Source organism: Paenibacillus sp. GYB004, from assembly GCF_036577605.1.
Lineage (GTDB): Bacteria > Bacillota > Bacilli > Paenibacillales > NBRC-103111 > Paenibacillus_AB > Paenibacillus_AB oceani.
Genome location: NZ_JARBDB010000039.1, coordinates 1 through 24,285 on the forward strand (window position 1 = coordinate 1; position 24,285 = coordinate 24,285).

A 24,285-nucleotide genomic window follows, 5' to 3' on the forward strand; every position below is an offset into this window, starting at 1 on the left:
TCACTGCGGGCGCAACCTTGAAGCTGTACTTGACCAATGGCACGTTGGTAGCGACAGCGACGAGTGTAACGGGAGCGACTTACGCGTTCACCGGTGTGGTGCCGAACAGTCTCGGCTTTTATGCCACACAGACGGTAGGTGGCGAGGAGAGCGAGAACTCCGCTTTTGTCGGCGTGACTTTAAGGACCCCGACGGCTTCGGCTGGACTTGGTTTAGTCGATGTGAGCAACGTATTGTCAGGGGCCACGATCACACTGTATGACACGGACGGGCATGTGATTTCGGACAGTCCTTCGGATCAGAGCGGCGGCGTATGGCGATTCAGCGGCCTGACAGCGGGCAAGACGTATTATGTCATTCAGAGCATCCAGGGCGTGGTCAGCGTAAATAGCAGCTTTGTGACGCTCCCATCGGTTCCGGGCGTACCGACGAATGTAACGGCGTCAGCCGGGGATCGGCAAGCCGTCGTCAGTTTTACGCTACCTGCCGACAATGGTGGAAGCGCCATTACGGAGTATGAGGTCATTGCCTTGCCCGACAATATTAGAGTGAGCGGAACATCAAGTCCGATTTCGCTAACCGGCCTAACCAATGGAACAAGGTATACATTCAAGGTGGCGGCCAAAAATGCGGTCGGCCAAAGCGAATGGTCGGCGGAATCCAATGCCGTTTATCCGTTGGCTTCGTCCGAAGACGACGAAAGCTCCTCTGACGGCAGCGGCTCGGCAAGCGGCAAGGGCCCGGCCGGACAAACGGATTCGCAGGGAACCGGCGGTGCGAATGTACTCGTGAACGGCCGGGCCGAAAGCGCGGGCACTGCAACGGTGAAGGAAGTGAACGGCCGGCAAGTCCTGTCGATTGCCGTAGATGAGAACAAGCTGCGGCAGCGCTTGGAGAGCGAAGATCAGGGGGCCGTCGTCACGGTTTCCGTGACAAAAGCCAGCGACGTAGTTATCGCCGAGCTTAACGGCAGCATGGTCAAGCTAATGCAAATGAAACAAGCAATTTTCGTGCTTCGCACCGGTCAGGCTGCCTACACGATACCTGTACAGCAAATGAGCATAGATTCCATTGCACAGCAAATCGGGAAAGATACCGACCTGCGGGACATCAGCATTCATATTGAAATTGCCGTGCCATCGGCAAATACGCTGCGTCTGGTTGAAACCGCGGCGGCAAAAGGGGAATGGCAGCTCGCCGCTCCTCCGCTTGAATTCAAAATTTATGCGGTGTACGGGGAGCGGACAGTTGAAGTCAGCCAATTCAATACGTATGTCGAACGCACCATCGTTATGCCGGACGGCACACACCCGAATCGAATTACAACCGGTGTGGTTGTGGAACCGGACGGAACCGTACGCCATGTGCCGACCAGGATTGGGGTTGTAGACGGGAGATATACGGCCAAAATCAACAGTTTGACTAACAGTACGTATTCGGTAATCTGGCATCCGCTGGAGTTTGCTGATGCAGGGAGTCACTGGGCCAAGGATCAGATTAACAATATGGGCTCACGGTTAATCGTTAACGGGACAGGCGACGGCGTATTCAGTCCCGACAAAAATATTACACGGGCCGAGTTTGCTGCGATTATAGTCCGAGGCCTGGGGTTGAAACCTGAGGACGGGTCTGCAGCTTTCTCGGACGTGCAGGCATCGGAGTGGTATAGCGGTGTGATCGGGACGGCGTATGCGTACGGCTTGATCAACGGCTTCGAGGACGGCACGTTCCGCCCGAACGAACGGATTACCCGTGAGCAAGCGATGGTCATTGTTTCGAAAGCGATGTCCATTACAGGACTGGCAGCGGATGCATCAGACGGTGCGTTATACGGGTTCACCGATGCTGCGGAGACTTCCGGCTGGGCGGCTCACGGCATTTCGGCAAGTATAGCGGCCGGAATTGTGACGGGGCGAGACGGAGGCCTGCTGGCGCCAAAAGCCTTCGTGACTCGTGCTGAGGTTGCGGTTATGGTGGAGCGGCTGTTAAAATCTTCGGATTTGATTTAGGTTATAAAAAACGAGCACAGGTTACCTTGGTAAATGCCGCTAGTACGGCGTAACAGGGTAACCTGTTTTTTTTGGATATTTACATCCCTTTCGTTCTCACTCCAGCAGCCGTCCGTAAGCTTCAACCGGAGGAATGCCGTGTTCCCGGAAATACGATTGGTCCATGAACACGCCGAAGCTCGTGATGGAACGAATGCCTTGTGATCTGTAATAGGCGATATCCCTGGCGGCGGCCACTTCGTCGAACCGCAGCTTGCCGGCCGGCTTCCGCCATCTGGACTGAAGCGAGACGTCCAGCCAATATTCCAGTACCTGAGCCTCCTCTGTACCGAATACAGTCAAATTGCGGGCAAGCGCCTGTTGGAATTTCTCGTCCCCGTCCACTCCTCGGAGTCCCGATTCATTCATCCGGTGTATGCCGGGGCCAGTAATCTCGAGGAAAATCCCCTCGTGCGGCCGGACTTTCCCCGGAGGCGATTCCAGTGTGGCCATGTAGTCGAGGTACGAGAGCTTGGCGTGGCGATCCACGGTCCGTATGGCTTCCAGTATCGCATTCATGACCAGCAGATTTTGGTCGCCGTCCGAATACGTCCGGCAGTTCTCGCAGCGGCACCATGGCTTGTTGTCGTCCTGCCACATGTAGTACCGGCCGGTCGTAGGCTTTAGCTTCCGGGCGAGCCGGATCGCCTGGTCCCTAACTATTTCGAGCGCTCCTTCGCTTGACGGGCAAAAGTTGTCGTGCGGCGTTCTAACGCCGTTCTCGTCCATCCGAAACCAATGAGGATGCCTTCCATAGTACTCGCTTGGCAGCAGCCAGCACATGGCGTGCAGCTCGAATTCCAGCCCAATGTTCAGATCGTCTAACCGGTTAGCGAGCCTGAAACCTTCTGCGGATTCAAAAAAACGGATCATCGCATCGATTTTAGAGCGAATCTCCGGCTCCGGGCCCCAATTATGCAGTCCCAGCACATTCAGATTCGCCTGATGCAGAAGGCCAGGCCACTCGTCGTGCAGGTCGTCCAAATCGAGTACGATCCCTCTTCTTTCGATCATTCGTCAGATCCCTCCTCAGGCGGTTTTCTGTCTCCATTATAGAGAGAGGACCCCTTTATCACATTCCATCCGTCCGGCAACCTATCTCATTTTTTTGGTATAATGGGAATACCAACAGACGAGTAACCGGGAGGGAAGGTATGCCCGTGAATCCGATATATTTGACGGATTATCCGAACATGAACAGTTCGTTTCCGTTCAGTCTCAAAATCGAGAAGGTCGAGTCGGTCGTTCCGCATCGTCATGATTTTCTGGAGTTCATCCTGGTCCTGGAAGGCCGCGGCACCGAAACGATCAACGGACTTCAGCATCCGATGGAGCCCGGCACGATGATCTTCCTGCTCCCGTATCAGTTTCATGCGATCCGGAGCGATCCCGGGGCGTGTCTGCATTTGTATATATGCAATTTTGATCTTGAGCTGCTGTTTGATTCTAGGGAAGGGGATCAGGGGCTGGCCGGAATCGTGCTGGACGAATCCGACCGGCTCCCGCCGTATATCCAGCTGAATGAACGCGAGATGGTGCAGGCGAAAGGCCTATTCGACGATATGAGGCGGGAGGCGGCCGGGGACGAACGGATGCGCAGCATCATGATTAAGTCCAAGCTGTTTGAGGCGCTGGTATGGTTTGAACGGTGGAGATCCAGTCGGCATGCGGGCGGTTCGGAGACCGCCTGTGATGGCAGGCAAGAATCCCCGTCCGCAAAGGCCGGCTTCTGGCAAATGATCCGTTACGTTCATAGGCATTACCGGGAAGAGCTGACGCTGGAGCGGTTAGCCCGGCAGTTTCATTACAACGCCTCCCACTTGAGCGAATGCTTCAAGGTGCGAACCGGGCAAAATTTCGTTCCCTTTGTGCAAGGACTGCGAATTCGTCACGCTTGCGGGCTTCTCGCCTCGACCGAGCTGCCGGTGTCGCGAATCGCCTACGAGGCCGGCTTCGGGTCGTTTCAGACGTTCTCCCGTTCTTTTCTGAAGTGGAAAGGAATGTCGCCGACCGACTATCGCAAACAGTCCCATATTCATTAGGCAGACAGGAGTTGATTCCGATGTTTTTGCGAAGTCTTGAAGTGATGAGAAGCGGGCAAACCGATCCGGGCCAATACCCGTTCTCGATCCCGGCCGTGAATGCGCTGGACCGGCTGTCGTTCCAATCGAACGTTACGTTTTTCGTAGGAGAGAACGGGTCGGGGAAATCGACGATTCTCGAAGCGATTGCCTATCAATGCGGCTTTCATACGGCTGGCGGCGGCAAAAATAATCGATACGAAGTAGACGCTTCCCAATCCGCGCTGGGCGACCATATCCGGCTTTCCTGGATGCCGAAAATAACGAACGGCTTTTTTCTGCGGGCGGAGACGTTTTATCAGTTCGCCTCTCATTTGGATACGATGCCCGAAAGCTTGAGATATTACGGCGGACGCTCCTTGCACAAGCAATCGCACGGGGAAGCGTTCCTTTCTCTCTTTCAGCATCGATTCGGCAGGAAGGCGATTTATTTGCTGGACGAACCGGAGGCGGCGTTGTCGCCGGCCCGGCAGCTGGCGCTTATGCGCATCATGAAGGATCTGGAGAACGAAGCCCAGTTTATTATCGCGACCCATTCTCCGGTGCTGCTCGGATACCCGGATGCGCAAATATTAAATTTCGACGTTTTGCCGGTATCGGAGATCCGGTATGAAGAGACGCTGCATTACATCATCACAAGGCGTTTTCTCGAGAACCGGGCCAAAGTGCTGGATGAATTATTCAATGATTGAAATGCTATAATGATAGTATCGGAATGAAACGGTAGTTGGTAGAGCGGAAAGGGAAGTCGAACTATGAGTGCAGGGAATGCTTTTTTGGCCCGCAAGCAGCGGGAACTGGGCGTTGCCTTGAATGAAGTGCAGCAAAAGGCGGTTCTGCAGACGGAAGGCCCTCTGCTGCTGCTGGCATCGCCCGGATCGGGGAAAACGACGACGATTATTATGCGGATCGGCCACCTGATCGAAGGGAAAGGAGTAGACCCTTCCAGAATCAAAGCGGTCACGTTCAGCCGGGCATCGGCAAGCGATATGAAAGAACGGTTTCAACGTTTTTTCCCGGACCTGCCGCCGGTCCACTTCTCGACGATTCACAGTCTTGCTTTTGAAGTGATGCGTATCTATTTGCACCGAAAAGAAATCCCGTTCCAGATCATAGAGGGCGATGTCGATCCGGAAGAGCAAGTGCAGGATCAGGATCAGGGAGACCCCGGCGCAGAACATTTGCCGCTTCACAAGAAAATCATTTTACGGAGACTGTTCCAGTCGATCAACGGGGAGAACATCACCGACGACCAGATGGACGAGCTGACCACCTATATCAGCTATATCAAAAACAAGATGATCCCCGAAGAGCGGTGGAACGCGGTGAAGACTGACGTCAAGCAAGCCGAACGTATTCTGCGCGAATACGAGGCGTTCAAACGTTCGGGCCGCCCGAAGCTGCTGGTCGATTACGACGACATGCTCACGATCGCAAACGAAGCGCTGGAGCGGGAGAACGGGCTGCTTCGCAGCTATCAGCAGAAGTACGATTACGTGCTGACGGACGAAAGCCAGGATACGTCGGTCGTGCAGCATGCCATCATCGAGAAGCTGGTGAAGGGGCACGGCAACTTATGCGTGGTGGCGGACGACGACCAGTCGATCTACAGCTGGAGAGGGGCGGAGCCCTCGTATTTGCTTCAATTCAAGCGCGTGCATCCGAAGGCGGTTACGCTGTTGATGGAGCAAAATTACCGGTCGACCAAAGATATCGTGAGCGTGGCGAATCAGTTCATCAAGCGCAACAAAGACCGGTACAACAAAAACATGTTTACCCGAAACCCGGCAGGGAAGCCGATCCGGGTCCGGAGCCTGGCGAATTTCGCCGATCAGACCAAATATTTGGTACGGGAGATTCAGAAGGTGGAAAACTTGACGGAGGTGGCGGTGCTGTACCGCAACAATTCGTCCTCGATCCCGCTGATGAACGAGTTTGACCGGGCCGGTATTCCGTTTTATATGAAGGATGCGGACAACCGGTTTTTCTCGCATTGGGTCGTTGAAGATATTTTGAATTTCATGAGGATGACCTATACCGACAGGCGTCCCGAACTTCTGGAGAAAATCTACGCGAAATTTAACGGATATATTACGAAGCAGCAGATGGCGGCCGTCAAAGCGTTCCATACCAACGAATCGGTATTCGATACGCTGCTTGATCGGGTTCAGTTAAATGAGTATCAGATCAAACCTTTGAAGGCAAGCCAAGAGACGTTTCGGCAAATGCGGGGGATGCCGCCGCGTCCGGCGATCCAAGTCATCCGCGAGCGGCTCGGGTACGAGAAAGCGCTGGAGAAGATGTGCGAGCGTCTCGGATTCCGCAAGGAATATTTGCTGGGCATTCTGAACACGCTGGAGGAAATCGCCGATACGCTGCAAACGATGGAGGAATTCGCAAGCCGGCTCAAGTATCTGGAGTCGGTGCTGAAAACGGCGAAGTCGCGAAAGGGGCAAAATGCGGTCACCTTCTCAACTTTCCATAGTGCGAAGGGGCTGGAGTTCGAGCGGGTATATATGATCGATCTGGTGGAGGGCATCATCCCGTCGGCGGAAGATCTCAAATCCGGCTCCCCTGAAAGAGGCGCCTCTCTGATCGAGGAGGCCACACGGCTGTTCTATGTCGGGATGACCCGGGCGAAGCAGCATCTGGAGCTTCTTACGTATAAGGAACGGGACACAGAGAAAACAACGGCGTCGCGTTTCGTCACTGCGGTCATGACCATCCTGAATCCTCCGAAGCCGCCTGCAACATTCGAAAGGAAACCGGCGGCTGCGTCTTCCGGGAGAGGGTATAAGCAGTCGCCCGGGCAAATGGGGGAACGATGGAATTCAGCGGTTCCGGAAGCTTTTAATCCGAACGCCATCACGAACCAAAAGGAGCTGGCCCCCGGTCTGGAAGTGAAGCATCGGGTGTTCGGGCGCGGTACGATTGTCAGGGTGAATCGGGAGCGGGTTCATATCCGGTTCGAAAAAACCGAGAAGGCGCTCTCCATCGCAACTTGTCTGGAAAAACGGCTGCTGGAGCCGGTATAAAACGGATCGGAAGAGGGGGCGGATGCCTCCTCTTTTTTCACCTTGGGGGCCTCGGATGTCACGAGTTGGACGGACGTTTTTCTTCCCGCTCCCGTTTCGCCTTCGCCAAATAGTTGACGCCGATAATCCCGGCTATAATCATGCCGGCGCCGATGGCGTGATAATAATGAAACGCCTCCTGCAGGAACACGATCCCGGCCATCACCGTAATGAGAGTAGCCAAATTGCTAAACACGCTCATCTGGGACGCGGGCAGCCGCGATAAAGCGAAGTTGGACAAGTAGGACGTCAAGAGAGAGGACAACACCCCTAAATACAAAGCCGCAACGACGAAATCGGCGTGCAGGAAAGGCTGGAAAAACTGATGGACGGTGCCTCGAATCAGATGATCGGAGATCGCCAGTACGTTAAACGTGATAAATCCGAAAAAAGACATCACATACGTTAAGGTAAATAAGGAATAACGCTGCGTCAGTCTTCTGGCCAGCACGTTGTACAGCGAGGCGACGACGGCCGACAGGGCGAGCAGTCCGCTTCCGAGTATGCTGCCGCTTGTGCCGGTTCCCGCACTGTTCATATACAAAATGTAAATGACGCCGAGCACGGACAGGCCGATCGCGATTTTTTGCCTCGGTGTGGAAGTCTCCTTTAATACAAGTCCCGCGAATACGAGAGTGAAAATCGGGACGGTCGCCAAAATAATGCCGGCCTCCGAAGAGGAGCTGTACAGCAAGCCGAATACTTGAAACGCAAAAAAGAGGACAGGATATAAAACCGCTAAAGGAGCGATCGTCCGCAAATCTGATTTCGTCACCCGTACGGATTGCTTCGTCGCGAGCAGCCAGACGGTGGCCGCCAGCCATGCGATCGAGAACCGGTGTGCCAGCGTATCGAGCGGTGAGGCGACGGTGAGCGTTTGTTTGACAAACAGGAAGGACAGGCCGATGATCATGGCGTACACGATCGCGGCGATGTAGGCATTTCGTTTTGCTGACATGGGAAGTACCTCTTTTCGTAGTGGAGTACGGTACCCTCATTGTACCTGTTTTTAACAAGCCGTTCGCTATGGAAAATCGGAATCTGTACCGGTACAGATAGAGAGATATACGGAATGAAATGCCAAGATACCGGTGAGGCTGGGACTCGGCTAGAGGACGATTTTATAAAACATATTGAATTAATATACATGTTTATGTATATTAATTCTCAATTCATTAGGGAAAGGAGTGAATCCATGCACAAGCAGATCGAAGAACACAAGCAAATCGAAGAACGTTCGTTGAACGCATGGCCCGCCCTGCAAACGTTTCTGTACGACGGCTGGCTGCTGAGATTCGCGGACGGATACACGAAGAGATCCAATTCGATCCAGCCTCTGTATGCTCCGGAGATGCAATCCGGTTCTATAAGCGGGAAAGTGCGGCGGTGCGAGAGTCTGTACACCAGTGCGGGGTTGGATACAATTTTCAAAATAACTCCGTTCGTTACTCCCGGCGACCTGGACCCGTTTCTGGAAGAACGCGGCTACGAGCGGGTTGATCCCACCAGCGTGAAGACGGCCCCGCTAACCGGCCTCAGGGAACCAAGCCTGCCGGAGATTCGCATCGAAGAAACGTTAAGCACGGACTGGCTGCGGACGATGGCGGCTTTTCAGCATTTGTCCGAGACGAATCAAGGCATCACGGCCCGGCTGCTGCAACCCTCTTGTTTAAAGAAAGGGTTTTTCACGCTCTACAAGGAAGGAAAGCCGGTTGCCTGCGGCCTTGGCGTGATCGAGCAGGGGGACATCGGATTGTATGATATCGTCACGAACCCGAATGAACGGAATAAAGGGTACGGGGAGCAGTTGATTCTGCACATGCTCCAATGGGCCAGGAGAGAGGGCGCTGCAAGGTGCTATCTGCTCGTGGTGCAGCAAAATCTACCCGCGGTTCGGCTATACGAGAAGCTGAACTTTCAGGAAATCTACACGTACTGGTACAGGGTGAAGAAGCGCGCGGACCTGCCGCAAGTATCGGATTGAGATTGCGATCACTGTCAATAAACCCGGCGGCGGCAGGTTCATCAGGGGAGTTCGCTGGGCCGCGAAAAGCAGGGCTGACAAGACCGGAGGCATGCAAACGTAGTTATTTTCGGGTATACATAATCGTCTGTTTTTATGGTATGCTTCACGATATAGCGGATTATTCGCAAAAAAACGCATCGCAGCGGGGGGAGCCGGACAAGCACGGTCTTTAGCCGGAACATACCTCCCGAAGCGGTGTAAGCGAGATTAGAAGCGGAGGCATGTGGCGTGCGGGCAATGATGAAGGAATTTAAAAAGTTCGCTCTCAAAGGGAATATTATGGAGCTGGCGATCGGGGTCATTATCGGGGGAGCGTTCGGCAAAATTGTGGCCTCTCTTGTTAACGATCTGTTGATGCCGTTGCTCGGACTGTTGCTCGGAGGGCTTGATGTATCGGCACTCCATTTCAAATTTGGCGGAGCGGAATTGAAGTATGGCGCGTTTCTGCAGACGGTCATCGATTTCGTGATCGTAGCGTTTTCGATCTTTATGTTCATCAAAGGACTCAGCCTGCTCAAGCGCAAGGAAGAGGAGAAGCCGGCTGCGCCGCCGGCCCCGTCCAAGGAGGAGCAGTTGCTCGCCGAGATCCGGGACTTGCTTAAAGAGCAGCGTCAGGACCCGGGCAATCGCTCTTGAATCAGGTTCGACGAGCAACGTGTGCCGCTAAGCTAAGCGTCAGGCGAACGTTAAAAGAGGTCTTTCGCACCAAATGCGGGAAGACCTCTTTTTGTTGTGGCTGCAGGCTGTTACTGCTTCGGCGCTTGAGTACGCTTCGTGAACAAAGCCAGGATCAGCGCGACGACGGCGAAGCCGAAGCCGATCATGAAGGCGTTATGGACGCCGGCCACCATCGCTTCCGCCGCCTGTGCGGGAGAGGTCGGATCGGCCGACTGCTCCAGGAAACGCCGCTGCCCCGAAGACATGACGCTGATGAAAAATGCGACGCCGATCGCGCCGGCGACTTGCTGCAGCGTATTCAGAATCGCCGTGCCATGCGGATAATAACGAGGCGGCAGCTGGTTGAGGCCGTTCGTCTGGGCAGGCATCATAATCATCGAGATGGCGACCATCATGCAGATGTGCAGGATCAGGAACGTCGTCTTGGGCGTTTCCACCGACACTTGGGTGAAGAACCACATAATCACGACCAGGAAAGCCGTTCCGGGAATAACTAACGCCCGCGGCCCGAACTTATCGAACAGTTTGCCTGTGAGCGGCGAGATTAATCCGTTCAGCAAGCTGCCCGGCAGCATGAGCAGGCCCGAAGCGAATACGGTGAGACCTAAAGCGCCCTGGAACAGGAATGGCAGCAAAGACATCGTCGAGAACAAGGTCATCATCATGATGATCAGCAGAACGGTGGTCAGGGAGAACATCGGGAACTGGAATGCCCGAAGGTCCATAAGCGGCTCCCGCACCCGCAGCTGACGGAATACGAACAGCAGCAGAGCGACCGCGCCCACCAGAACGGTGCCGTACACTTGCGGGCTCGACCAGCCGCCGTGTCCTTCGCCGGAGCTGCTGAACCCGTATACGATGCCGCCGAAGCCGAGCGTAGACAGGACGATAGATAGGACGTCCACCTTCGGTTTCGTAGGCGTCGATACGTTTTTCAAATAAATAAATGCGAACACGATCGAAAATATGGCAAACGGCAATACGAGAAAAAATAGCCAGCGCCATTGCAGCGACTCCAGAATAAGTCCGGATAAGGTCGGGCCGATGGCAGGGGCGAACATAATAACCAGCCCGATGCTTCCCATAGCGGCTCCCCGCTTCTCCGGAGGGTACAGCACGAGGATGGTGTTCATCAGTACCGGCAGCATCAATCCGGTTCCGCCCGCTTGCAGCAGACGGCCGACCAATAGGAACGAGAACCCCGGCGCGATCCCGCATATAAGCGTACCGATTGCGAACAAGATCATCGCCCCAAGGAACATCTGCCGGGTCGTAAACCATTGCACGAGCAGGGCAGAGGCGGGCACGAGCACTCCGACCACTAGCATGTAGCCGGTGGCCAGCCATTGCAGTGTCGACGGCGACACATTCAGCTCGATCACCAGCTGCGGGAAGGCGATGTTCAGCAATGTTTCATTTAAAATCGAGAAAAATGCCCCGATAATAAGCGAAATCAAGATAGGAAGCCTCTTGACGTTCCCCACATCCACGGGAGCCGCAGGGCTTGAAGCAGCAGTGGAATTCAATTTCTCTTCTCCTCCTTTATCTATATACGTGGTAATTATAAAATAATAACTAATTCCGTTCAATCGAAAAGTGGGCACCGTTATGGTAAACTATAATTATAAGGAAGGTGCGGTCATGAGAGAAAGAGAGTTGCTGCTTGAGCATTTTGTAGAAAACTTCATGTTGCTGATGCCGTTGCTGAAAAGGAAAATTTTCGATCCGCTTCCGAAATGCGATATGCCCCAGATCCAGTTATCCGGTTCCAGCATCCATATTATTGTGCTGCTGCGCGAAGTCCGGCGTTCCATCGTATCCGAGCTGTCGGAGAAGCTGAACATTTCGAGGCCGAATATGACCCCTCTTCTGGATCGGCTGGAGAAGCAAGGCTTGATTACCCGGCTTCCATGCTTGAACGACCGCCGTTCCGTATACGTGGAAATAACCGAGGCCGGAGATCAAGTGTGTGCCGAATACCACCGGATCATCTCCGACCGGATCAAGAGCATGCTGAATTTGCTGGATGAAAACGAGCTTATGGAGCTTAATGAGCATATGAGCAGGATGAAATCGATATTAATTCAGGCTGGTGACCGGACGGGCAGCTAATATTTCAGCCGGCAATAAAAGAGCGGGCAGCCGTTTCGTTTGGAATCGTTTATATAGGTATAGGGAACCGGGTTGCCGTCTTGATATCCAAAAACGGCGATGCCGGTTTTTTTGTTTTTCCTTAGTTTTCATAACGAACCTGCCGCACATGCAAGAAACTGTTGGAAGCTTCCCGCAAGGTTGACATCCCGATTCAAAACGATTAATATATACGTATACCTGTAAGGGTATATATTTTTACTCAAATCAATACCCCCATGGGTATTTGATATTGAATATGACCTTTAAAACGGGATCCATTCAGGGAGGGATATAAGAGATGACAACATCATCCTTAACAGCGATGACAGCACAGCAGTTGACGAAGAAGATTTTAGATCGGGAGGAGCTGATGATCCTCGATGTCCGCAATACTTCCGACTATGAGAAATGGCGGATCGAAGGCGGGCGGGTCGAAGTTGTCCACATCCCGTATTTCGATCTACTGGACAGCATCGAGCCGGCGCTTGAGCTTATTCCGCCGGGAAAAGAGCTTTTGGTCGTATGCGCCAAGGAAGGCTCTTCGATCTATGTAGCTGAGCAGCTTATCGAAGCGGGGAGGACTGGCGTTTCGTATTTGCAAGGCGGGATGAAAGCCTGGATCGAGTATTTGGAGCCGGTTAAGGTAGGGGATCTGAAGGACGGCGGCGAGCTGATCCAGTTCGTGCGGATCGGAAAAGGCTGTCTTTCGTACATGGTGATCTCGGGCGGGGAGGCGGCTGTCATCGACGCCGTGCGAATGACCGATGTGTTCGAGCGGTATGCGAGGGAAAGAGGGGTTGTCATCAAGCATACGATCGACACGCATCTCCACGCGGATCATATATCCGGAGGGAGAAAGCTTGCGATTAACGCTTTGGCTGCCTACTGGCTTCCCCCGAAAGATGCGACGGAAGTAACGTTCGATTACGTTCCCCTCGAAGAGGGAAGTTCGATTACGGTGGGGAGCACGGAAATTGCGATCCAGCCGATCTATTCACCCGGACATACAATAGGCAGCACGTCTTTGATCGTCGACGGGAAGTATTTGTTAAGCGGTGATATCCTGTTTGTCGAATCTATAGGCCGTCCCGATCTCGCCGGCAAAGCGGAGGACTGGGTGGGGGATCTGCGGACCTCGCTGTATACGACTTACCGGGAGCTTCCGGAGGAACTGCTTGTACTTCCGGCCCACTTCGGCAAAACGTCGGAGCTCGGGGAAGGCGGAATCGTGTCCGCTCGTCTAGGCGATTTATACCTTTCCAACCCCGGTCTCAATATAACGGACGAAGAATTGTTCCGCTCAGCGGTTACGGAGCATTTGCCGCCGCAGCCGAATGCGTATCAGGAAATCCGGCAGACGAATATGGGAAGGTTGACTCCTGGCGAGGAAGAGCAGCAGAACATGGAGCTTGGACCGAACCGGTGCGCCGTTCACGATAAATAACCTGGGCGTTTCCTAATGCGCAGGCATGTATGGCGGAGGGACGGGGAAGTTTAATCAGCAAGAGGCACCCGCAGCTTTAGATGAATGACGTTACCGCTGCTTCCAAAGAGGAATGGAATGCGGGCGTGAACCTTATAACTTGAAGGAGAAGTGATTCTATTATGGCAGGTCAATATTCGAAGGATATTTTACCGCACGAAGTGAGACAAAAGCTGGAGCGAGGGGAGAGCCTCCCCATCATCGATGTGCGCGAGCAGGACGAATGGGAGTCCGGGCATATTCCGGGGGCCAGGCACATCCCGCTGGGGACTTTGAACGAAAGACATCAAGAGCTCGACACCAAGCAGGAGACGATTATCGTATGCCGAAGCGGCAACCGCAGCGGGTTGGCTTGCGAGTTTCTGGAGTCGATCGGGTACAACGTGATCAATATGCAGGGCGGCATGATGAGCTGGGACGGACAGGTAGAGTACGGAAAGTAAAGCAGGATTTCAGAGGTCTATCAAACAAACAAGGGAGGCTGCGCAGTTATGACTGTTGACATTCATTCCAACCGCGTGCTGGTATGCGAAGGTCTGGCTTGTCCGATGCCGGTCGTGAAAACCAAAAAAGCAATGGAAGAGATGCAAGCCGGCGAAGTGCTTGAGGTGCGGGCTACCGACAAAGGATCTGTAGCGGATTTGCAAAGCTGGGCGGGCCGTACGGGTCACCAATATGTCGGCATAAAGGAAGATCAGGGGGTATACCGGCATTTCATCCGGAAGTCGAACGAACAGGAGACGAAGCCGGAGGTCAAATATCCGCATGTAATCAGCAGCGAGCAGCTGCAGGAGAAGCTGGCTTCCGGAGGCGACGTACAGGTACTGGATGTTCGCGAGCCCGCGGAATTCGCCTTTGGACGTATTCCGGGAGCGGTCTCGGTGCCGGCCGGTGAGCTGGAGCGTCGTCTGGATCAATTAAATCCGAATCAGGAGTATTACGTCATCTGCCGGTCCGGCAGCCGGAGCGATGCAGCATGCCAGAAGCTGACGGAGCGGGGATTCGCGCACGTGTACAATGTTGTGCCGGGCATGTCAGGGTGGCAGGGCGCTACGGAGCGCGACTAATCTCCATAGGTACGAAATATGAAGAGAAGGTAGGGATGCATTATGGCGGATATCGTGGTTGACGCTAAAGGATTGGCCTGTCCGATGCCGATCGTCAGAGCGAAGAAGGCGATGGACTCGCTACAGCCGGGTCAGCTGATGCAGCTGGAAACGACGGACAAAGGTTCCATGAACGACTTCCAGGCTTGGGTAGGCCAGACGAAAAACGAAATGGTCGAAGCGAAGGAAAATAACGGAGTGTTTACGTTTCTCGTAAGAAAAGGATAACCGAACGGGACGGGAGGAATGCAAAGCGTTCCTCTTTAGTCCTCCCGGTCTTACGTATGTAGCGTTATCCGATATGCAATCTTTACCTAATACGGGCGATGAATGAAACTGGTGGATATCCGGGAGGCCGCCGATTATTACGAAGGGCATGTTCCAGGACGCCGTTCACATATATGTAGTAGGAGGGGGACGCGATGTATGACGATGCGATCAAGAAACGGCTGCGTCGTGTAGAAGGACAAGTCCGCGGCGTGCTGAGTATGATCGGAGAGCAGAAGGATTGCAAGGATGTGGTCAGCCAGCTGTCGGCTGTACGCAGTGCGGTCGATAAATCGATAGCTTATATCGTAGCGACAAATCTGGAGCGATGCATCGTTGAAGAGAAGGAAGCCGGCAACGATACGGACAGACTCGTCCGGGAAGCCGTTGATTTGCTAATCAAAAGCAGGTAAGGAGCTGATCCGGGATGGATAAGATCGGATATGTGATCATCATTGCTCTGGCGGTATGGTTTGTATATAAGCAATTTGCCCCAGTGAAGGGGCTGAAGAATATGAATGCTCAGCAGTTTCGCCAAGCGGCCAAAGGCTCCAAAGTGATCGATGTGAGAGAGCCGCACGAATATAAACAGGGCCATCTGCCGGGTGCGGTCAACATTCCGCTCGGCCGGCTCGGGCGCAGCTTCGCGGATATTCCGAAGGAGACGCCCGTTTTTTTATATTGCCGGAGCGGGATGCGAAGCAAACAAGCAGGCAAAGTGTTGGCCAAGCACGGGTATACGGACGTATCCCATCTGACAGGCGGTATATCGTCCTGGGACGGGCCGCTTGCGATGTAGGACAGTGGCAGCGCGGTGTGTGGCGCCCACAGTTGATTATGTATTCGAGCGGCAGGATGTAAACGTAACGGTTGAAGGAACGGGCCTGGCACGTCCTCAAACTGAATCTGGCGTGCTTATTCAGTTGTCCGGCCCATAAGCAGCCGTCTATCGAAGATGCCGGGATAACTACGATGCGACGAATTCCTCCTATTCCGATATAATAGATCTATAACTACTAACAGGGTGTCCGACAATGCTTGATCGGCCGGACAAACTTTGGGAGGATTGGCGCTCATGGCGATGGATTACGATGACGATATCAAGCGGCGGCTGAAGCGGGTGGAAGGACAAGTCCGCGGCATCCTGAAGATGATGGAAGAAGGAAAAGACTGCAAGGACGTGGTCAGCCAGTTGTCCGCCGTTCGCAGCGCCGTCGATAAAGCGATGGCCTACGTAGTCGCGGTTAATCTGGAGAAGTGTATCGTGGAGGAACGCGAAGCCGGCAACGATACAGGCAAGCTCGTACAGGAAGCGGTGGAGCTGCTGATCAAGAGCAGATAAGCTTGGGGGTTCGCGGGCATCGCGCACCCCAATAAGTTCAAACAGGCGTCGAATTGTAGGGTGCGATTGGAGTACGCGTGAACCTTACGCAAGAGGAGGCTTACCAGGATGAGTCCGATCGGGGAGTGGGAGCCGGCGGAGCCCGGCGTCAAGCGCAAAATATTCGAGCCAGGCCAAGCGCTGATGATGATGGAAGTGCATTTCGAGGAAGGGGCTGAAGGCTATGTGCACAGTCATCCTCACGAGCAGATGTCTTATTGTTTGAAAGGAACGATCGAATTTACGATCGACGAGCAAAAAACGGTCATTCGCGCCGGCGATACGATTATTATCCCTGGAGGGGCGAAGCACGGAGTCAAAGCGCTGGAGCCCAGCGCGCTGCTGGACGCCTTCACGCCGCTCAGGGACGACCTGCTGAAGCGGGGGTAGTTTGCAAGGCAGAGGCAGAGGCGTGACAAGCGCATATAGAGTGCAGACCGACTGCAGAAAGCCGCCATGATGCGGCTTTTTTGCTGCCGGAGCGGCTGATCTGTCGCGATTTCACGGATATTCCGTCATGGGTCGCTGTGTTATAATCGGGTTGACTGACGAGTAATTTTTATTCTATATCCTATCGGCTTTTTTAGAGGAACGAGAAGCATATGCCTTGAAGGGAGCGGCGAACATGTCCGGTTCTTTGTCGACGAACATTTCGAGCAAGCCCGGTTTCAAGCGCTTTCATTATGATTATGTCTATGCTCCGGAGTTGAAGCGGTACGGTCCCATCCATTTGTATCAGCTCGGAGATTTGAGCTGCGACTCCGGATTTGCGCTGCATCCGCACAAGCAGTCGTGCTACGAGATCTCTTACGTCGTATCGGGCGCGGGCTGGTTTTCCGTCAACGGAAAACGATACGAGATGCAGGCGGGCGATTTGTTTCTGTGCCGGCCCGGCGACATTCACGAGGGCGGCGTGGATGGGCGCGACCCGTTCCGTTATTATTATTTCGGCTTCCGGTTTGACGAGGCGGCAGGAGCCGACGATCCGCTGCTGCCGATCCGCCGGGCGATGGATGAGCATGCCGGGCCGATGCGGTGCAGGGACCGGCTGGACGTTACGGTGCCGTTCGTCCATGCGCTGAAGGAACTGAATGGCGAAGCCCAATACTCCCATTCGATGACCGGCATGTATTTGGAGCAGCTCCTCGTGCTGACGTACCGGAACTATTTCTCCGATTGGCAGGCCGACTATCCGGGGGAACATCGCGAACGCTCCGCACAGCGGGCCGTCTATTCGGCGGTCGCTTATATTGACGACCGGCTGCTGTCGATCAAGGATTTGAAGGAAGTGTCCGACGCGCTCGGCTACAGCTTGTCTCATCTGTCGCATTTGTTCGTCAAAGTGACGGGCGACAGCCTGAGGGGATATTACGCCAAGCGGAAATGGCATAAAACGGTCGGGCTGCTGGAGGAAGGCGGCCGGACGATTACGGAGATCGCTTCGATGATGCAGTACGAGTCGATCCATACGTTCAGCCGGGCTTTCAAAAAGGCGATGGGCGTCCCGCCTTCGGAATATGTGCGTTCGTGCGAGCGGCCGCAGTATAAATGAGTCGGCCGGGACGGGCAAAAAACCGGAATGGCACAATTTTTCAACCGTAAATGCCAAATACACCCGGGTGCGGCCCCCCCTATACTGGAAGCAAGGAAGAAACCAGTACGACAGGATATGGGGGAATCGACAATGACAACAATCCGAATCGGCATGATCGGGACGGGCAACATCGCCCACTCGCATGCCACGCGGCTGAAAAAAGCCCAGGAAGCGGCTATCGTAGCGCTGGCCGATCCGAGCGCGGGAAGTAGAAAGGCGCTGAAGGAGAAGTTCGCGCTGGACGGAGCGGACGAATACGACGACTATTCGGAGATGCTGAAGCGCAGCGATATCGATGCGGTGATTATCTGCTCGCCGCATACGCTTCATTTCGAGCAGGCATGGGACGCGTTGTCGGCGGGCAAGCACGTGCTGCTCGAGAAGCCGATGGTGTGCACATCGAAAGAAGCCGAGGAGCTGATCGCTCACGCGAAGGAAACCGGCAAGCTGCTGCAGGTGTCGTACCAGCGCCACTGTGCGCCGCACTTCATGTATATCCGTTCCGCGATCGCCGCGGGACAGATCGGGAAGCTTACCTCGATAACCGCTACCCTGTACCAGGATTGGAAAGATGCACAGACGGGTACTTGGAGACAAAACCCGGCTTTATCCGGAGGCGGGATGCTGATGGACTCGGGTAGTCATATTATCGACGTGTTGTTATGGACGACAGGGCTGACGCCGGAATCGGTCGTTACCCAGTTGAGCTGTCAGGACTCGCCGGTCGAGATCGACACCTTCACAGCGATCCGGTTTGCCGAGGGCCCGGTGGCGGGCCTGAATATTATCGGCAAAGCGCCGAAACGGAGCTTCCTGGAAACGTATGGGTTTGTCGGCGAAGACGGAGGCATTTTCTACGACAACGGTAAAATCACGCTGCGCCGTAATGGAGAAGAGCCGGTAACACCGGAGCTGCCTGCGGAGACGACCGACCCGGACCGGAACTTCGTCGCCGCCATACTGGGACGCGAGGAGCTGCTCGTACCGGGGGAGTATGCGCTTAAGGTCATCCAATTGACCGAATCGATCTATCAGGCTGCCGGTTACGCACCGTTAGTAGCCGCAGAGTAAGAAACGCAATAAGGCTGGGGAACCCGCACCGTCGTGTGCGGGTTTTTGACGTGTTCCGAAGTTTGTCGGAATGATGAATTTTTTGTAGCGGATTGTAACCAAATGTCGATATCAACCGTCTATATTAAGTTCATACAAAATATCCCTGCAAACGGAGTCGTTACGTTCCTCATGGTACATTCAATCATCCCGTTCATCCAATGCCTGAGACCGAAGCAATGGACCAAAAATGTGCTGGTCATCGCCGCGTTCCTCTTCTCCCTAAACAAGATCAGCTTATCCGCCGGAGTGGACGCGTTCATCGGATTTCTTCTGTTTTGCGCGACATCCGGTGTGGTGTACATCGTGAACGACTGGTTCGATCTGGAGAAAGACCGGGCCCATCCTGTCAAAAAGTTCAGGCCGATGGCGGCCGGCCGAATAGCGCCAAACGCGGCTTTAACATTCGGTCTGATTTTGCTGGGAGCCAGCTTCGCCTTCGCTCTCTCCAAAAATCCGATGTTCGGGCTGCTGCTTATCGCGTATTTCTTGATGAATGTAGCGTATTCGGCCTGGCTCAAACATGTCGTCATTCTCGATATTATGATGATCGCGGCCGGGTTCGTGATGCGCTCTGTAGGGGGCGGCCTGATTATCGGCGTCCAGCTGACCCCGTGGTTTCTCGTATGCACGATGCTGCTGGCCTTGTTTCTGGCAGTCAGCAAGCGGAGACACGAATTCATCAGCATGCCGGATAAAGCTTCCCGACGTAAAGTGCTGAAGCTGTATTCGACGCAACTGCTTGATCAATTGATCAGCATCGTTACGACGTCGACGATCATCAGTTATTCGTTGTTTACCTTTACCTCGGGCAGCAATTACCATATGATGTGGACGATTCCGTTTGTCATGTACGGTATTTTCCGGTACCTGTATTTGATCTATATGAAGGATGAGGGCGGGAGCCCCGAAAAAATATTGCTCGAGGACAAGCCCATGCTGATCACGGTTCTGTTGTACGGGTTTTCCGTGTTTATCATTCTTCGCTATTTGCAGTAGTAACGCCGGTCTTTGGACGGGTTGTTGCTAATGATGCCATTGGAAGGTGCCTCTGTGTCTATCGGATTATTTATCGCGGCCACGCTGATCGTAGGCTTCGGCGCTTATTGGTTTATGAAAAGTCTCCATATCCAGGGAGCGATCGGTCAGTTTGCGGCTTGGTGGGTGCTTGGCTTCGCGCAAATTATCGTTTCCTTGCTCGCGGCCGGCGTTTTTCTGGAAATGCTGGTTCCTTCCGTCGTCCTGATGCTTAATGCGGGAATAACGACGGTTGCGGGCATCCTCTATTACCGGATCGGAGACCGGGGGAAAGCGGTGAACCGCCTGTGGTGGAGCGCCTTGATCCGGGAAATCCTGCATTCCCCGGCATGGCTGGCCCTGATCCTGATCACCGCTTGGGCGCTCGCATGGAGCGTTTATTTGATCTGCCTGCTGCCTGCGAATGACTGGGACGGCTTGTTTTATCATCTGGTGTCTCCGGCCTACTGGATGCAGGAGCGGCAGATCACGATCACCCCGTTCGCCATATGGACGAATGTATATCCGCAAAATGCGCATTTGATCTATACGTGGCTCGTTTTATTCTTGCGGGACGATATCATCGTGGATGCGGGACAGTTTCTGTTCGCCATAGCGGGAGCGGCCTCCATCGCCGGCATCACCCGCAGTTTTGGCGCGAGCCGGGCCGGGGCTGCCGGGGCCGCGTGTCTGTTCCTCACGACGCCGATCGTACTCGCCCAGTTAACGGCCGATTATGTCGATACGGCGATGGCTTCGATGTTTCTCGTGGCGTTCTGGTTCGTCCTCCGCTTCATCCGCAGCCGGCATAGGGGAGATCTGCTGCTGTCCGGCATTGCCGGGGGGATTGCGCTGGGGATCAAGTCGTCCGCGCTGGCCTGTGTCGGAGTGACGGGACTGATTTTGTTCGTCTGGTGCGTATGGGAAGTGTTCGGGAAACGAATGAGCGTCAGGCAGGCGGCTCATCTTCATCTGCTCATGGTAGTGCCGATCGTGCTGCTCGGGAGCTTCTGGTATATCCGCACTTGGCTGACCTACGGCAATCCGCTGCACCCGTTCCGCATCGACGTTCTCGGGCATCCGCTGTTCCCGGGACAAGGGACGGTTCATGATATGATCATGGTGCCGAATACGCCGCCGGAGCTGCTCGGGCTCCCGTGGTGGGAACAGATCTGGTTAGCCTGGATGCAGCCCGCCCAGCCGGTCGTCTACTCTCAGCATTTGGGCGGATTTGGCCTGCAGTGGCCGGTCTTTTTGTTCCCGGCTCTGGTGCTATTCACGGTACTGGCCGCCTGGAAGCGGCAGCGGGCGTTTCTGCTCCTCTGCCTCCCGCTGATCGTCATTTTTGTTACCCAGCCGGCCGCCTGGTGGTCGCGTTACACGATCTCGTTCGTCGCGCTGGGCGCAGCCTCGTTCGTCCTGTTGTCCGAAAAGCTGAAGCGGTGGGCGGCCGTCCTGCTGCAAGGAGCGCTCGTGGCGGTTGTAGCCGTATCGGTTTTTTATCAGCACCAGGTATACAGCCCCGAGCTGCTGCAACAGGCCGCCAGCCTGCCCCGGGAGGAGCGGACGTTCGGACGGTTGTTTAATCCGGATTACGCGTTCATCGACCAGGTTCCGGATGGGACCCGGTTTGCGATCAAGTTTGGCGATTTCGCTTATCCGTTCTTCGGCAACCGGCTCCAGCATACCGTGTACCAGCTAAGGATGCAGTCGGAGAATGAATTTTGGCAATTTCTCAAGGACAACCGGATTGACTATGTGTTTACGGTCAAGGACACGCCGTATGACGAGTGGGCGCGATCCCGTCCGCAGGAGTGCGTGCCGGAAGGAACGATGGAAAGGTACCGGTTATACCGGATCGACCGGGAACGCATGGACGGAATAGCTTCCGCATATTGAATAGAGTGGGTGGGAGAGGCTCCGGTGCGCAAAGAAAGGTCCGGAGCCTTTTCGGCGTTATAAAAAAGTAAGTTTCGCCGTTTAACTTCGCAAAAGTATTCAAGCAAAGAGCGGCTTTCCAGAACCGGGCAAAGTGTTCTTATTGAGGACCCGGTCCATTCAGTGGGTTCCATGGTTAACGAATCGTATCGTGCTTATGGGCGGAGAAGCGATGTTTTTCCAGGCTAACGAATCGGGGCATCGTTATCGAGCCGAAAGCGGAAAAAAAACGACCAGATCTGCGGGGATAACGATACAAGGGTTCGTTGCAAATTCAAACGTCCTCATGGGCTCCGATAACGATCGCCAAGTTCGTTAGCCATACCGCCGGATGATGACAACATGACTTCAACAGCGGCTGCTCTTGTGTAAACGCCGGGAAATCAGTACGATAGAACTACCATACGGATGGAGGAGCGCCAATGACGACAACCTTCAATGAATATGAACAGTTCGTGCTGCAAGAGATGGCGAGAAACGCGGTTTCGACCAATCCCGTTCAGGCAACGCTTGAGCTGATGGGAAAACCTGTGGCCAAGCTGATGGAGGCGGCTCATTCCTCTACGAACAAATATGTCGTAAAAGCGGTGTCCTCGATTGATGCGACGATAGAGAAGTCGCTGCGGGGAACGATTAAAATAGCTAAACGAATGACAAGCGACGATGCCGTTCGCAAAGAGTACCGCAAAAACCACCGGATCGAGATCGGCCGGATGGAAGAGATCCGGCAGCTGTCGCTCAAAGAGATGGATATTGTGGCGGATACGTTCGAGGTCAGCAACGGTTTTTTTGTAACGGCAGAGGGCGCCGTTATGGGGGCGGTGACGACTTTATCCGCAGGTGTGCTGATCCCGGCGACCGTGGCGGCCGATGTGACCGCGTCGATGACGCTGATGTCCCGGCATATATGCCAAATTGCGGCTTCGTACGGCTATACGCCCGTCGATTCGATGAATATCCCGCATGTGCTGGCAGCGATGGCCCCGGCGTCCGCATCGTCGGATGAAGGATTTTTGTCCGCCAAAGCGGCGGCGTTCGCCGAGGTTCGGGCGGCAACGGAGTTTGCCAAAGGCATGTCGGGTGAATTAACAGCCGAGCTTGCCGAGAAATCGTGCCCGAGTCTGATCAGACTCATTCAGAAGGTGGCCGAGCGGCTGGGCGTCGTGATTACCCAGAAGGAGCTTGGCATGATTGTGCCGGTGGCCGGTGCGGTCATTAACGGCGGACTGAACCTCGCGTTCCAGCAAATGAATCACATCCATGCGAAGGACTACTTTCGCAAACTGCATTTGGCCAACAAATACGGGGAAGACGCTGTGCATCTGGCTCTGGCCGATGAGATCCGCAGGCTGAAAAGTAAAGTCAGCTGATCGGAACGGAGCGTGCTTTGTTTGGCCCTGTGCACGCTTCTTGGCAGGGCGACGGTGCCGGATAACTTTTATTTTGTCCGAAACCGCTTATGGGGAAATAAGAGCGGTTTGAAGCTTCTAAAACTCGCGAAAAGGGTGCGGCGGCCCCCTTATAGAGCCCCGTACGTACCTATGACGTTTTCGGCGAGGCTTTAGGACTCCGCTGCAAGGAACCAAGAAAATAGACGTCAGGAGGCCGCGGCCGTGAAACAGAACAAATATGACGACTCCGATTTTTTTGCGAATTACAGCCGGATGCCCCGTTCGGTCGGGGGACTGAATGCGGCCGGAGAGTGGCAGGAGCTTCGCGCGATGCTCCCCGAGCTGCACGATAAAAGAGTACTGGATCTGGGCTGTGGCTTCGGCTGGCACTGCCGGTATGCGCGGGAGCAGCAGGCCCGTTCCGTGGTCGGCGTGGATCTGTCAGGGAATATGCTGGAGCGCGCCAGAGCGATGACCGACGATCCCGGAATCCGGTATATGCAGCTGGCGATCGAAGATATCGACTTTAGCGCGGGCGAATTCGATGTGGTGATCAGTTCGCTGGCGCTGCACTACATCGAGCGTCTGGATATCCTCTGCCGGCGCATTTATCATTGTCTTGCCCCCGGAGGCGCTTTCGTGCTGTCGGTCGAGCACCCGGTCTTCACCGCGCTATCCTCCCAAGACTGGCACTACGGACCGCAAGGCGAGAAATTGCACTGGCCCGTCGACGGCTATCATCAGGAAGACTCCCGGCAGGCGCGGTTTCTGGACCATGATGTGATCAAATACCATCGAACGGTAGCGACGTATATGAATACTTTAATCGCATCGGGATTTTCGATTCGAAGCGTGGCCGAACCGAAGCCGACCCAAGAAATGCTGGAGACAAACCCCGATATGCGGGATGAAATGCGCCGCCCGATTTTCCTTATGATCTCCGCGGTAAGGGAGTAAT

Annotated in this window: 24 protein-coding genes; 21 read left to right on the forward strand and 3 right to left on the reverse strand. The window is 54.4% G+C overall.

The window, feature by feature from the left end; translation table 11 throughout:
- Nucleotides 1-2,009, forward strand: a 2,009-nt coding sequence (locus tag PV433_RS16090; protein ID WP_332073093.1) for an S-layer homology domain-containing protein, incomplete at its 5' end; no start/stop codon positions are given.
- A gap of 96 nt (nt 2,010-2,105) precedes the next feature.
- Here the strand turns inward: PV433_RS16090 and PV433_RS16095 are convergent.
- Complete coding sequence (locus PV433_RS16095) at nt 2,106-3,062, reverse strand: DUF4838 domain-containing protein (RefSeq protein WP_332073094.1); 957 nt, start codon at nt 3,060-3,062, stop codon at nt 2,106-2,108.
- A 146-nt stretch (nt 3,063-3,208) separates the two neighbouring features.
- On the opposite strand from PV433_RS16095, the gene PV433_RS16100 reads away from it, so the two are divergent.
- From PV433_RS16100 to PV433_RS16110, 3 genes are all read left to right on the forward strand, one after another.
- Nucleotides 3,209-4,090, forward strand: coding sequence for an AraC family transcriptional regulator (locus PV433_RS16100; RefSeq protein ID WP_332073095.1), 882 nt, complete (start codon nt 3,209-3,211; stop codon nt 4,088-4,090).
- 20 nt (nt 4,091-4,110) lie between these two features.
- Nucleotides 4,111-4,821, forward strand: a complete 711-nt coding sequence (locus PV433_RS16105; protein WP_332073096.1) for an AAA family ATPase — start codon at nt 4,111-4,113, stop codon at nt 4,819-4,821.
- A gap of 63 nt (nt 4,822-4,884) precedes the next feature.
- Nucleotides 4,885-7,164, forward strand: a complete 2,280-nt coding sequence (locus PV433_RS16110) for an ATP-dependent helicase (protein WP_332073097.1) — start codon at nt 4,885-4,887, stop codon at nt 7,162-7,164.
- A 58-nt stretch (nt 7,165-7,222) separates the two neighbouring features.
- Here PV433_RS16110 and PV433_RS16115 read toward each other — a convergent pair whose 3' ends face one another.
- Nucleotides 7,223-8,161 carry a DMT family transporter gene (locus tag PV433_RS16115; RefSeq protein ID WP_332073098.1) on the reverse strand — a complete coding sequence of 313 codons (939 nt, stop codon included), beginning with the start codon at nt 8,159-8,161 and terminating at the stop codon, nt 7,223-7,225.
- A 237-nt stretch (nt 8,162-8,398) separates the two neighbouring features.
- Here PV433_RS16115 and PV433_RS16120 point away from each other — a divergent pair, with 237 nt between their 5' ends.
- Both PV433_RS16120 and mscL read left to right on the forward strand, forming a co-directional pair.
- Complete coding sequence (locus PV433_RS16120) at nt 8,399-9,187, forward strand: GNAT family N-acetyltransferase (RefSeq protein ID WP_332073099.1); 789 nt, start codon at nt 8,399-8,401, stop codon at nt 9,185-9,187.
- Between the two features lie 279 nt (nt 9,188-9,466).
- Nucleotides 9,467-9,865, forward strand: a complete 399-nt coding sequence (mscL, locus tag PV433_RS16125) for a large conductance mechanosensitive channel protein MscL (RefSeq protein WP_332073138.1) — start codon at nt 9,467-9,469, stop codon at nt 9,863-9,865.
- A 110-nt stretch (nt 9,866-9,975) separates the two neighbouring features.
- Here mscL and PV433_RS16130 read toward each other — a convergent pair whose 3' ends face one another.
- Nucleotides 9,976-11,397 carry an MDR family MFS transporter gene (locus tag PV433_RS16130; protein ID WP_442951536.1) on the reverse strand — a complete coding sequence of 474 codons (1,422 nt, stop codon included), beginning with the start codon at nt 11,395-11,397 and terminating at the stop codon, nt 9,976-9,978.
- A gap of 151 nt (nt 11,398-11,548) precedes the next feature.
- Here PV433_RS16130 and PV433_RS16135 point away from each other — a divergent pair, with 151 nt between their 5' ends.
- From PV433_RS16135 to PV433_RS16205, 15 genes are all read left to right on the forward strand, one after another.
- Entirely contained in the window at nt 11,549-12,019 is a 471-nt protein-coding gene (locus tag PV433_RS16135) for a MarR family transcriptional regulator (protein WP_190931769.1), read from the forward strand.
- A 319-nt stretch (nt 12,020-12,338) separates the two neighbouring features.
- Complete coding sequence (locus PV433_RS16140) at nt 12,339-13,484, forward strand: MBL fold metallo-hydrolase (protein WP_332073101.1); 1,146 nt, start codon at nt 12,339-12,341, stop codon at nt 13,482-13,484.
- A gap of 161 nt (nt 13,485-13,645) precedes the next feature.
- Nucleotides 13,646-13,966, forward strand: coding sequence for a rhodanese-like domain-containing protein (locus tag PV433_RS16145; protein ID WP_332073102.1), 321 nt, complete (start codon nt 13,646-13,648; stop codon nt 13,964-13,966).
- A 48-nt stretch (nt 13,967-14,014) separates the two neighbouring features.
- Nucleotides 14,015-14,590, forward strand: coding sequence for a sulfurtransferase TusA family protein (locus PV433_RS16150; protein ID WP_332073103.1), 576 nt, complete (start codon nt 14,015-14,017; stop codon nt 14,588-14,590).
- 42 nt (nt 14,591-14,632) lie between these two features.
- Nucleotides 14,633-14,857, forward strand: a complete 225-nt coding sequence (locus PV433_RS16155) for a sulfurtransferase TusA family protein (protein WP_332073104.1) — start codon at nt 14,633-14,635, stop codon at nt 14,855-14,857.
- 194 nt (nt 14,858-15,051) lie between these two features.
- Complete coding sequence (locus PV433_RS16160) at nt 15,052-15,309, forward strand: metal-sensitive transcriptional regulator (protein WP_332073105.1); 258 nt, start codon at nt 15,052-15,054, stop codon at nt 15,307-15,309.
- A gap of 14 nt (nt 15,310-15,323) precedes the next feature.
- Nucleotides 15,324-15,695, forward strand: a complete 372-nt coding sequence (locus PV433_RS16165; protein WP_332073106.1) for a rhodanese-like domain-containing protein — start codon at nt 15,324-15,326, stop codon at nt 15,693-15,695.
- A gap of 276 nt (nt 15,696-15,971) precedes the next feature.
- Nucleotides 15,972-16,238 carry a metal-sensitive transcriptional regulator gene (locus PV433_RS16170; RefSeq protein ID WP_190931776.1) on the forward strand — a complete coding sequence of 89 codons (267 nt, stop codon included), beginning with the start codon at nt 15,972-15,974 and terminating at the stop codon, nt 16,236-16,238.
- Nucleotides 16,239-16,346: 108 nt separating this feature from the next.
- Nucleotides 16,347-16,667 carry a cupin domain-containing protein gene (locus PV433_RS16175; RefSeq protein ID WP_332073107.1) on the forward strand — a complete coding sequence of 107 codons (321 nt, stop codon included), beginning with the start codon at nt 16,347-16,349 and terminating at the stop codon, nt 16,665-16,667.
- 235 nt (nt 16,668-16,902) lie between these two features.
- Nucleotides 16,903-17,829, forward strand: coding sequence for an AraC family transcriptional regulator (locus tag PV433_RS16180; RefSeq protein WP_332073108.1), 927 nt, complete (start codon nt 16,903-16,905; stop codon nt 17,827-17,829).
- A 132-nt stretch (nt 17,830-17,961) separates the two neighbouring features.
- On the forward strand, nt 17,962-18,942 hold the full coding sequence (locus PV433_RS16185) for a Gfo/Idh/MocA family protein (RefSeq protein ID WP_332073109.1): 981 nt from the start codon (nt 17,962-17,964) through the stop codon (nt 18,940-18,942).
- A 171-nt stretch (nt 18,943-19,113) separates the two neighbouring features.
- A complete protein-coding gene (locus tag PV433_RS16190) occupies nt 19,114-19,980 on the forward strand; it encodes a decaprenyl-phosphate phosphoribosyltransferase (protein ID WP_332073110.1) in 867 nt (288 codons plus the stop codon).
- Nucleotides 19,981-20,034: 54 nt separating this feature from the next.
- Nucleotides 20,035-21,897, forward strand: a complete 1,863-nt coding sequence (locus tag PV433_RS16195) for a glycosyltransferase family 39 protein (RefSeq protein WP_332073111.1) — start codon at nt 20,035-20,037, stop codon at nt 21,895-21,897.
- 461 nt (nt 21,898-22,358) lie between these two features.
- On the forward strand, nt 22,359-23,306 hold the full coding sequence (locus tag PV433_RS16200; RefSeq protein ID WP_332073112.1) for an EcsC family protein: 948 nt from the start codon (nt 22,359-22,361) through the stop codon (nt 23,304-23,306).
- Nucleotides 23,307-23,549: 243 nt separating this feature from the next.
- Nucleotides 23,550-24,284: a class I SAM-dependent methyltransferase gene (locus PV433_RS16205; protein ID WP_332073113.1), complete on the forward strand. Its 735-nt coding sequence runs from the start codon at nt 23,550-23,552 to the stop codon at nt 24,282-24,284.
- Nucleotide 24,285: the final 1 nt, after the last annotated feature.

What these genes read in the sequence shown, in the direction of transcription:
- PV433_RS16115 (WP_332073098.1), bottom strand. Translation starts at nt 8,161, where the DNA reads ATGTCAGCAAAACGAAATGCCTACATCGCCGCGATCGTGTACGCCATG.
- PV433_RS16105 (WP_332073096.1), top strand. Translation starts at nt 4,111, where the DNA reads ATGTTTTTGCGAAGTCTTGAAGTGATGAGAAGCGGGCAAACCGATCCG.
- mscL (WP_332073138.1), top strand. Translation starts at nt 9,467, where the DNA reads ATGATGAAGGAATTTAAAAAGTTCGCTCTCAAAGGGAATATTATGGAG.
- PV433_RS16160 (WP_332073105.1), top strand. Translation starts at nt 15,052, where the DNA reads ATGTATGACGATGCGATCAAGAAACGGCTGCGTCGTGTAGAAGGACAA.
- PV433_RS16170 (WP_190931776.1), top strand. Translation starts at nt 15,972, where the DNA reads ATGGCGATGGATTACGATGACGATATCAAGCGGCGGCTGAAGCGGGTG.
- PV433_RS16095 (WP_332073094.1), bottom strand. Translation starts at nt 3,062, where the DNA reads ATGATCGAAAGAAGAGGGATCGTACTCGATTTGGACGACCTGCACGAC.
- PV433_RS16145 (WP_332073102.1), top strand. Translation starts at nt 13,646, where the DNA reads ATGGCAGGTCAATATTCGAAGGATATTTTACCGCACGAAGTGAGACAA.
- PV433_RS16175 (WP_332073107.1), top strand. Translation starts at nt 16,347, where the DNA reads ATGAGTCCGATCGGGGAGTGGGAGCCGGCGGAGCCCGGCGTCAAGCGC.
- PV433_RS16120 (WP_332073099.1), top strand. Translation starts at nt 8,399, where the DNA reads ATGCACAAGCAGATCGAAGAACACAAGCAAATCGAAGAACGTTCGTTG.
- PV433_RS16140 (WP_332073101.1), top strand. Translation starts at nt 12,339, where the DNA reads ATGACAACATCATCCTTAACAGCGATGACAGCACAGCAGTTGACGAAG.
- PV433_RS16185 (WP_332073109.1), top strand. Translation starts at nt 17,962, where the DNA reads ATGACAACAATCCGAATCGGCATGATCGGGACGGGCAACATCGCCCAC.
- PV433_RS16135 (WP_190931769.1), top strand. Translation starts at nt 11,549, where the DNA reads ATGAGAGAAAGAGAGTTGCTGCTTGAGCATTTTGTAGAAAACTTCATG.
- PV433_RS16200 (WP_332073112.1), top strand. Translation starts at nt 22,359, where the DNA reads ATGACGACAACCTTCAATGAATATGAACAGTTCGTGCTGCAAGAGATG.
- PV433_RS16155 (WP_332073104.1), top strand. Translation starts at nt 14,633, where the DNA reads ATGGCGGATATCGTGGTTGACGCTAAAGGATTGGCCTGTCCGATGCCG.
- PV433_RS16150 (WP_332073103.1), top strand. Translation starts at nt 14,015, where the DNA reads ATGACTGTTGACATTCATTCCAACCGCGTGCTGGTATGCGAAGGTCTG.
- PV433_RS16180 (WP_332073108.1), top strand. Translation starts at nt 16,903, where the DNA reads ATGTCCGGTTCTTTGTCGACGAACATTTCGAGCAAGCCCGGTTTCAAG.
- PV433_RS16165 (WP_332073106.1), top strand. Translation starts at nt 15,324, where the DNA reads ATGGATAAGATCGGATATGTGATCATCATTGCTCTGGCGGTATGGTTT.
- PV433_RS16110 (WP_332073097.1), top strand. Translation starts at nt 4,885, where the DNA reads ATGAGTGCAGGGAATGCTTTTTTGGCCCGCAAGCAGCGGGAACTGGGC.
- PV433_RS16190 (WP_332073110.1), top strand. Translation starts at nt 19,114, where the DNA reads ATGGTACATTCAATCATCCCGTTCATCCAATGCCTGAGACCGAAGCAA.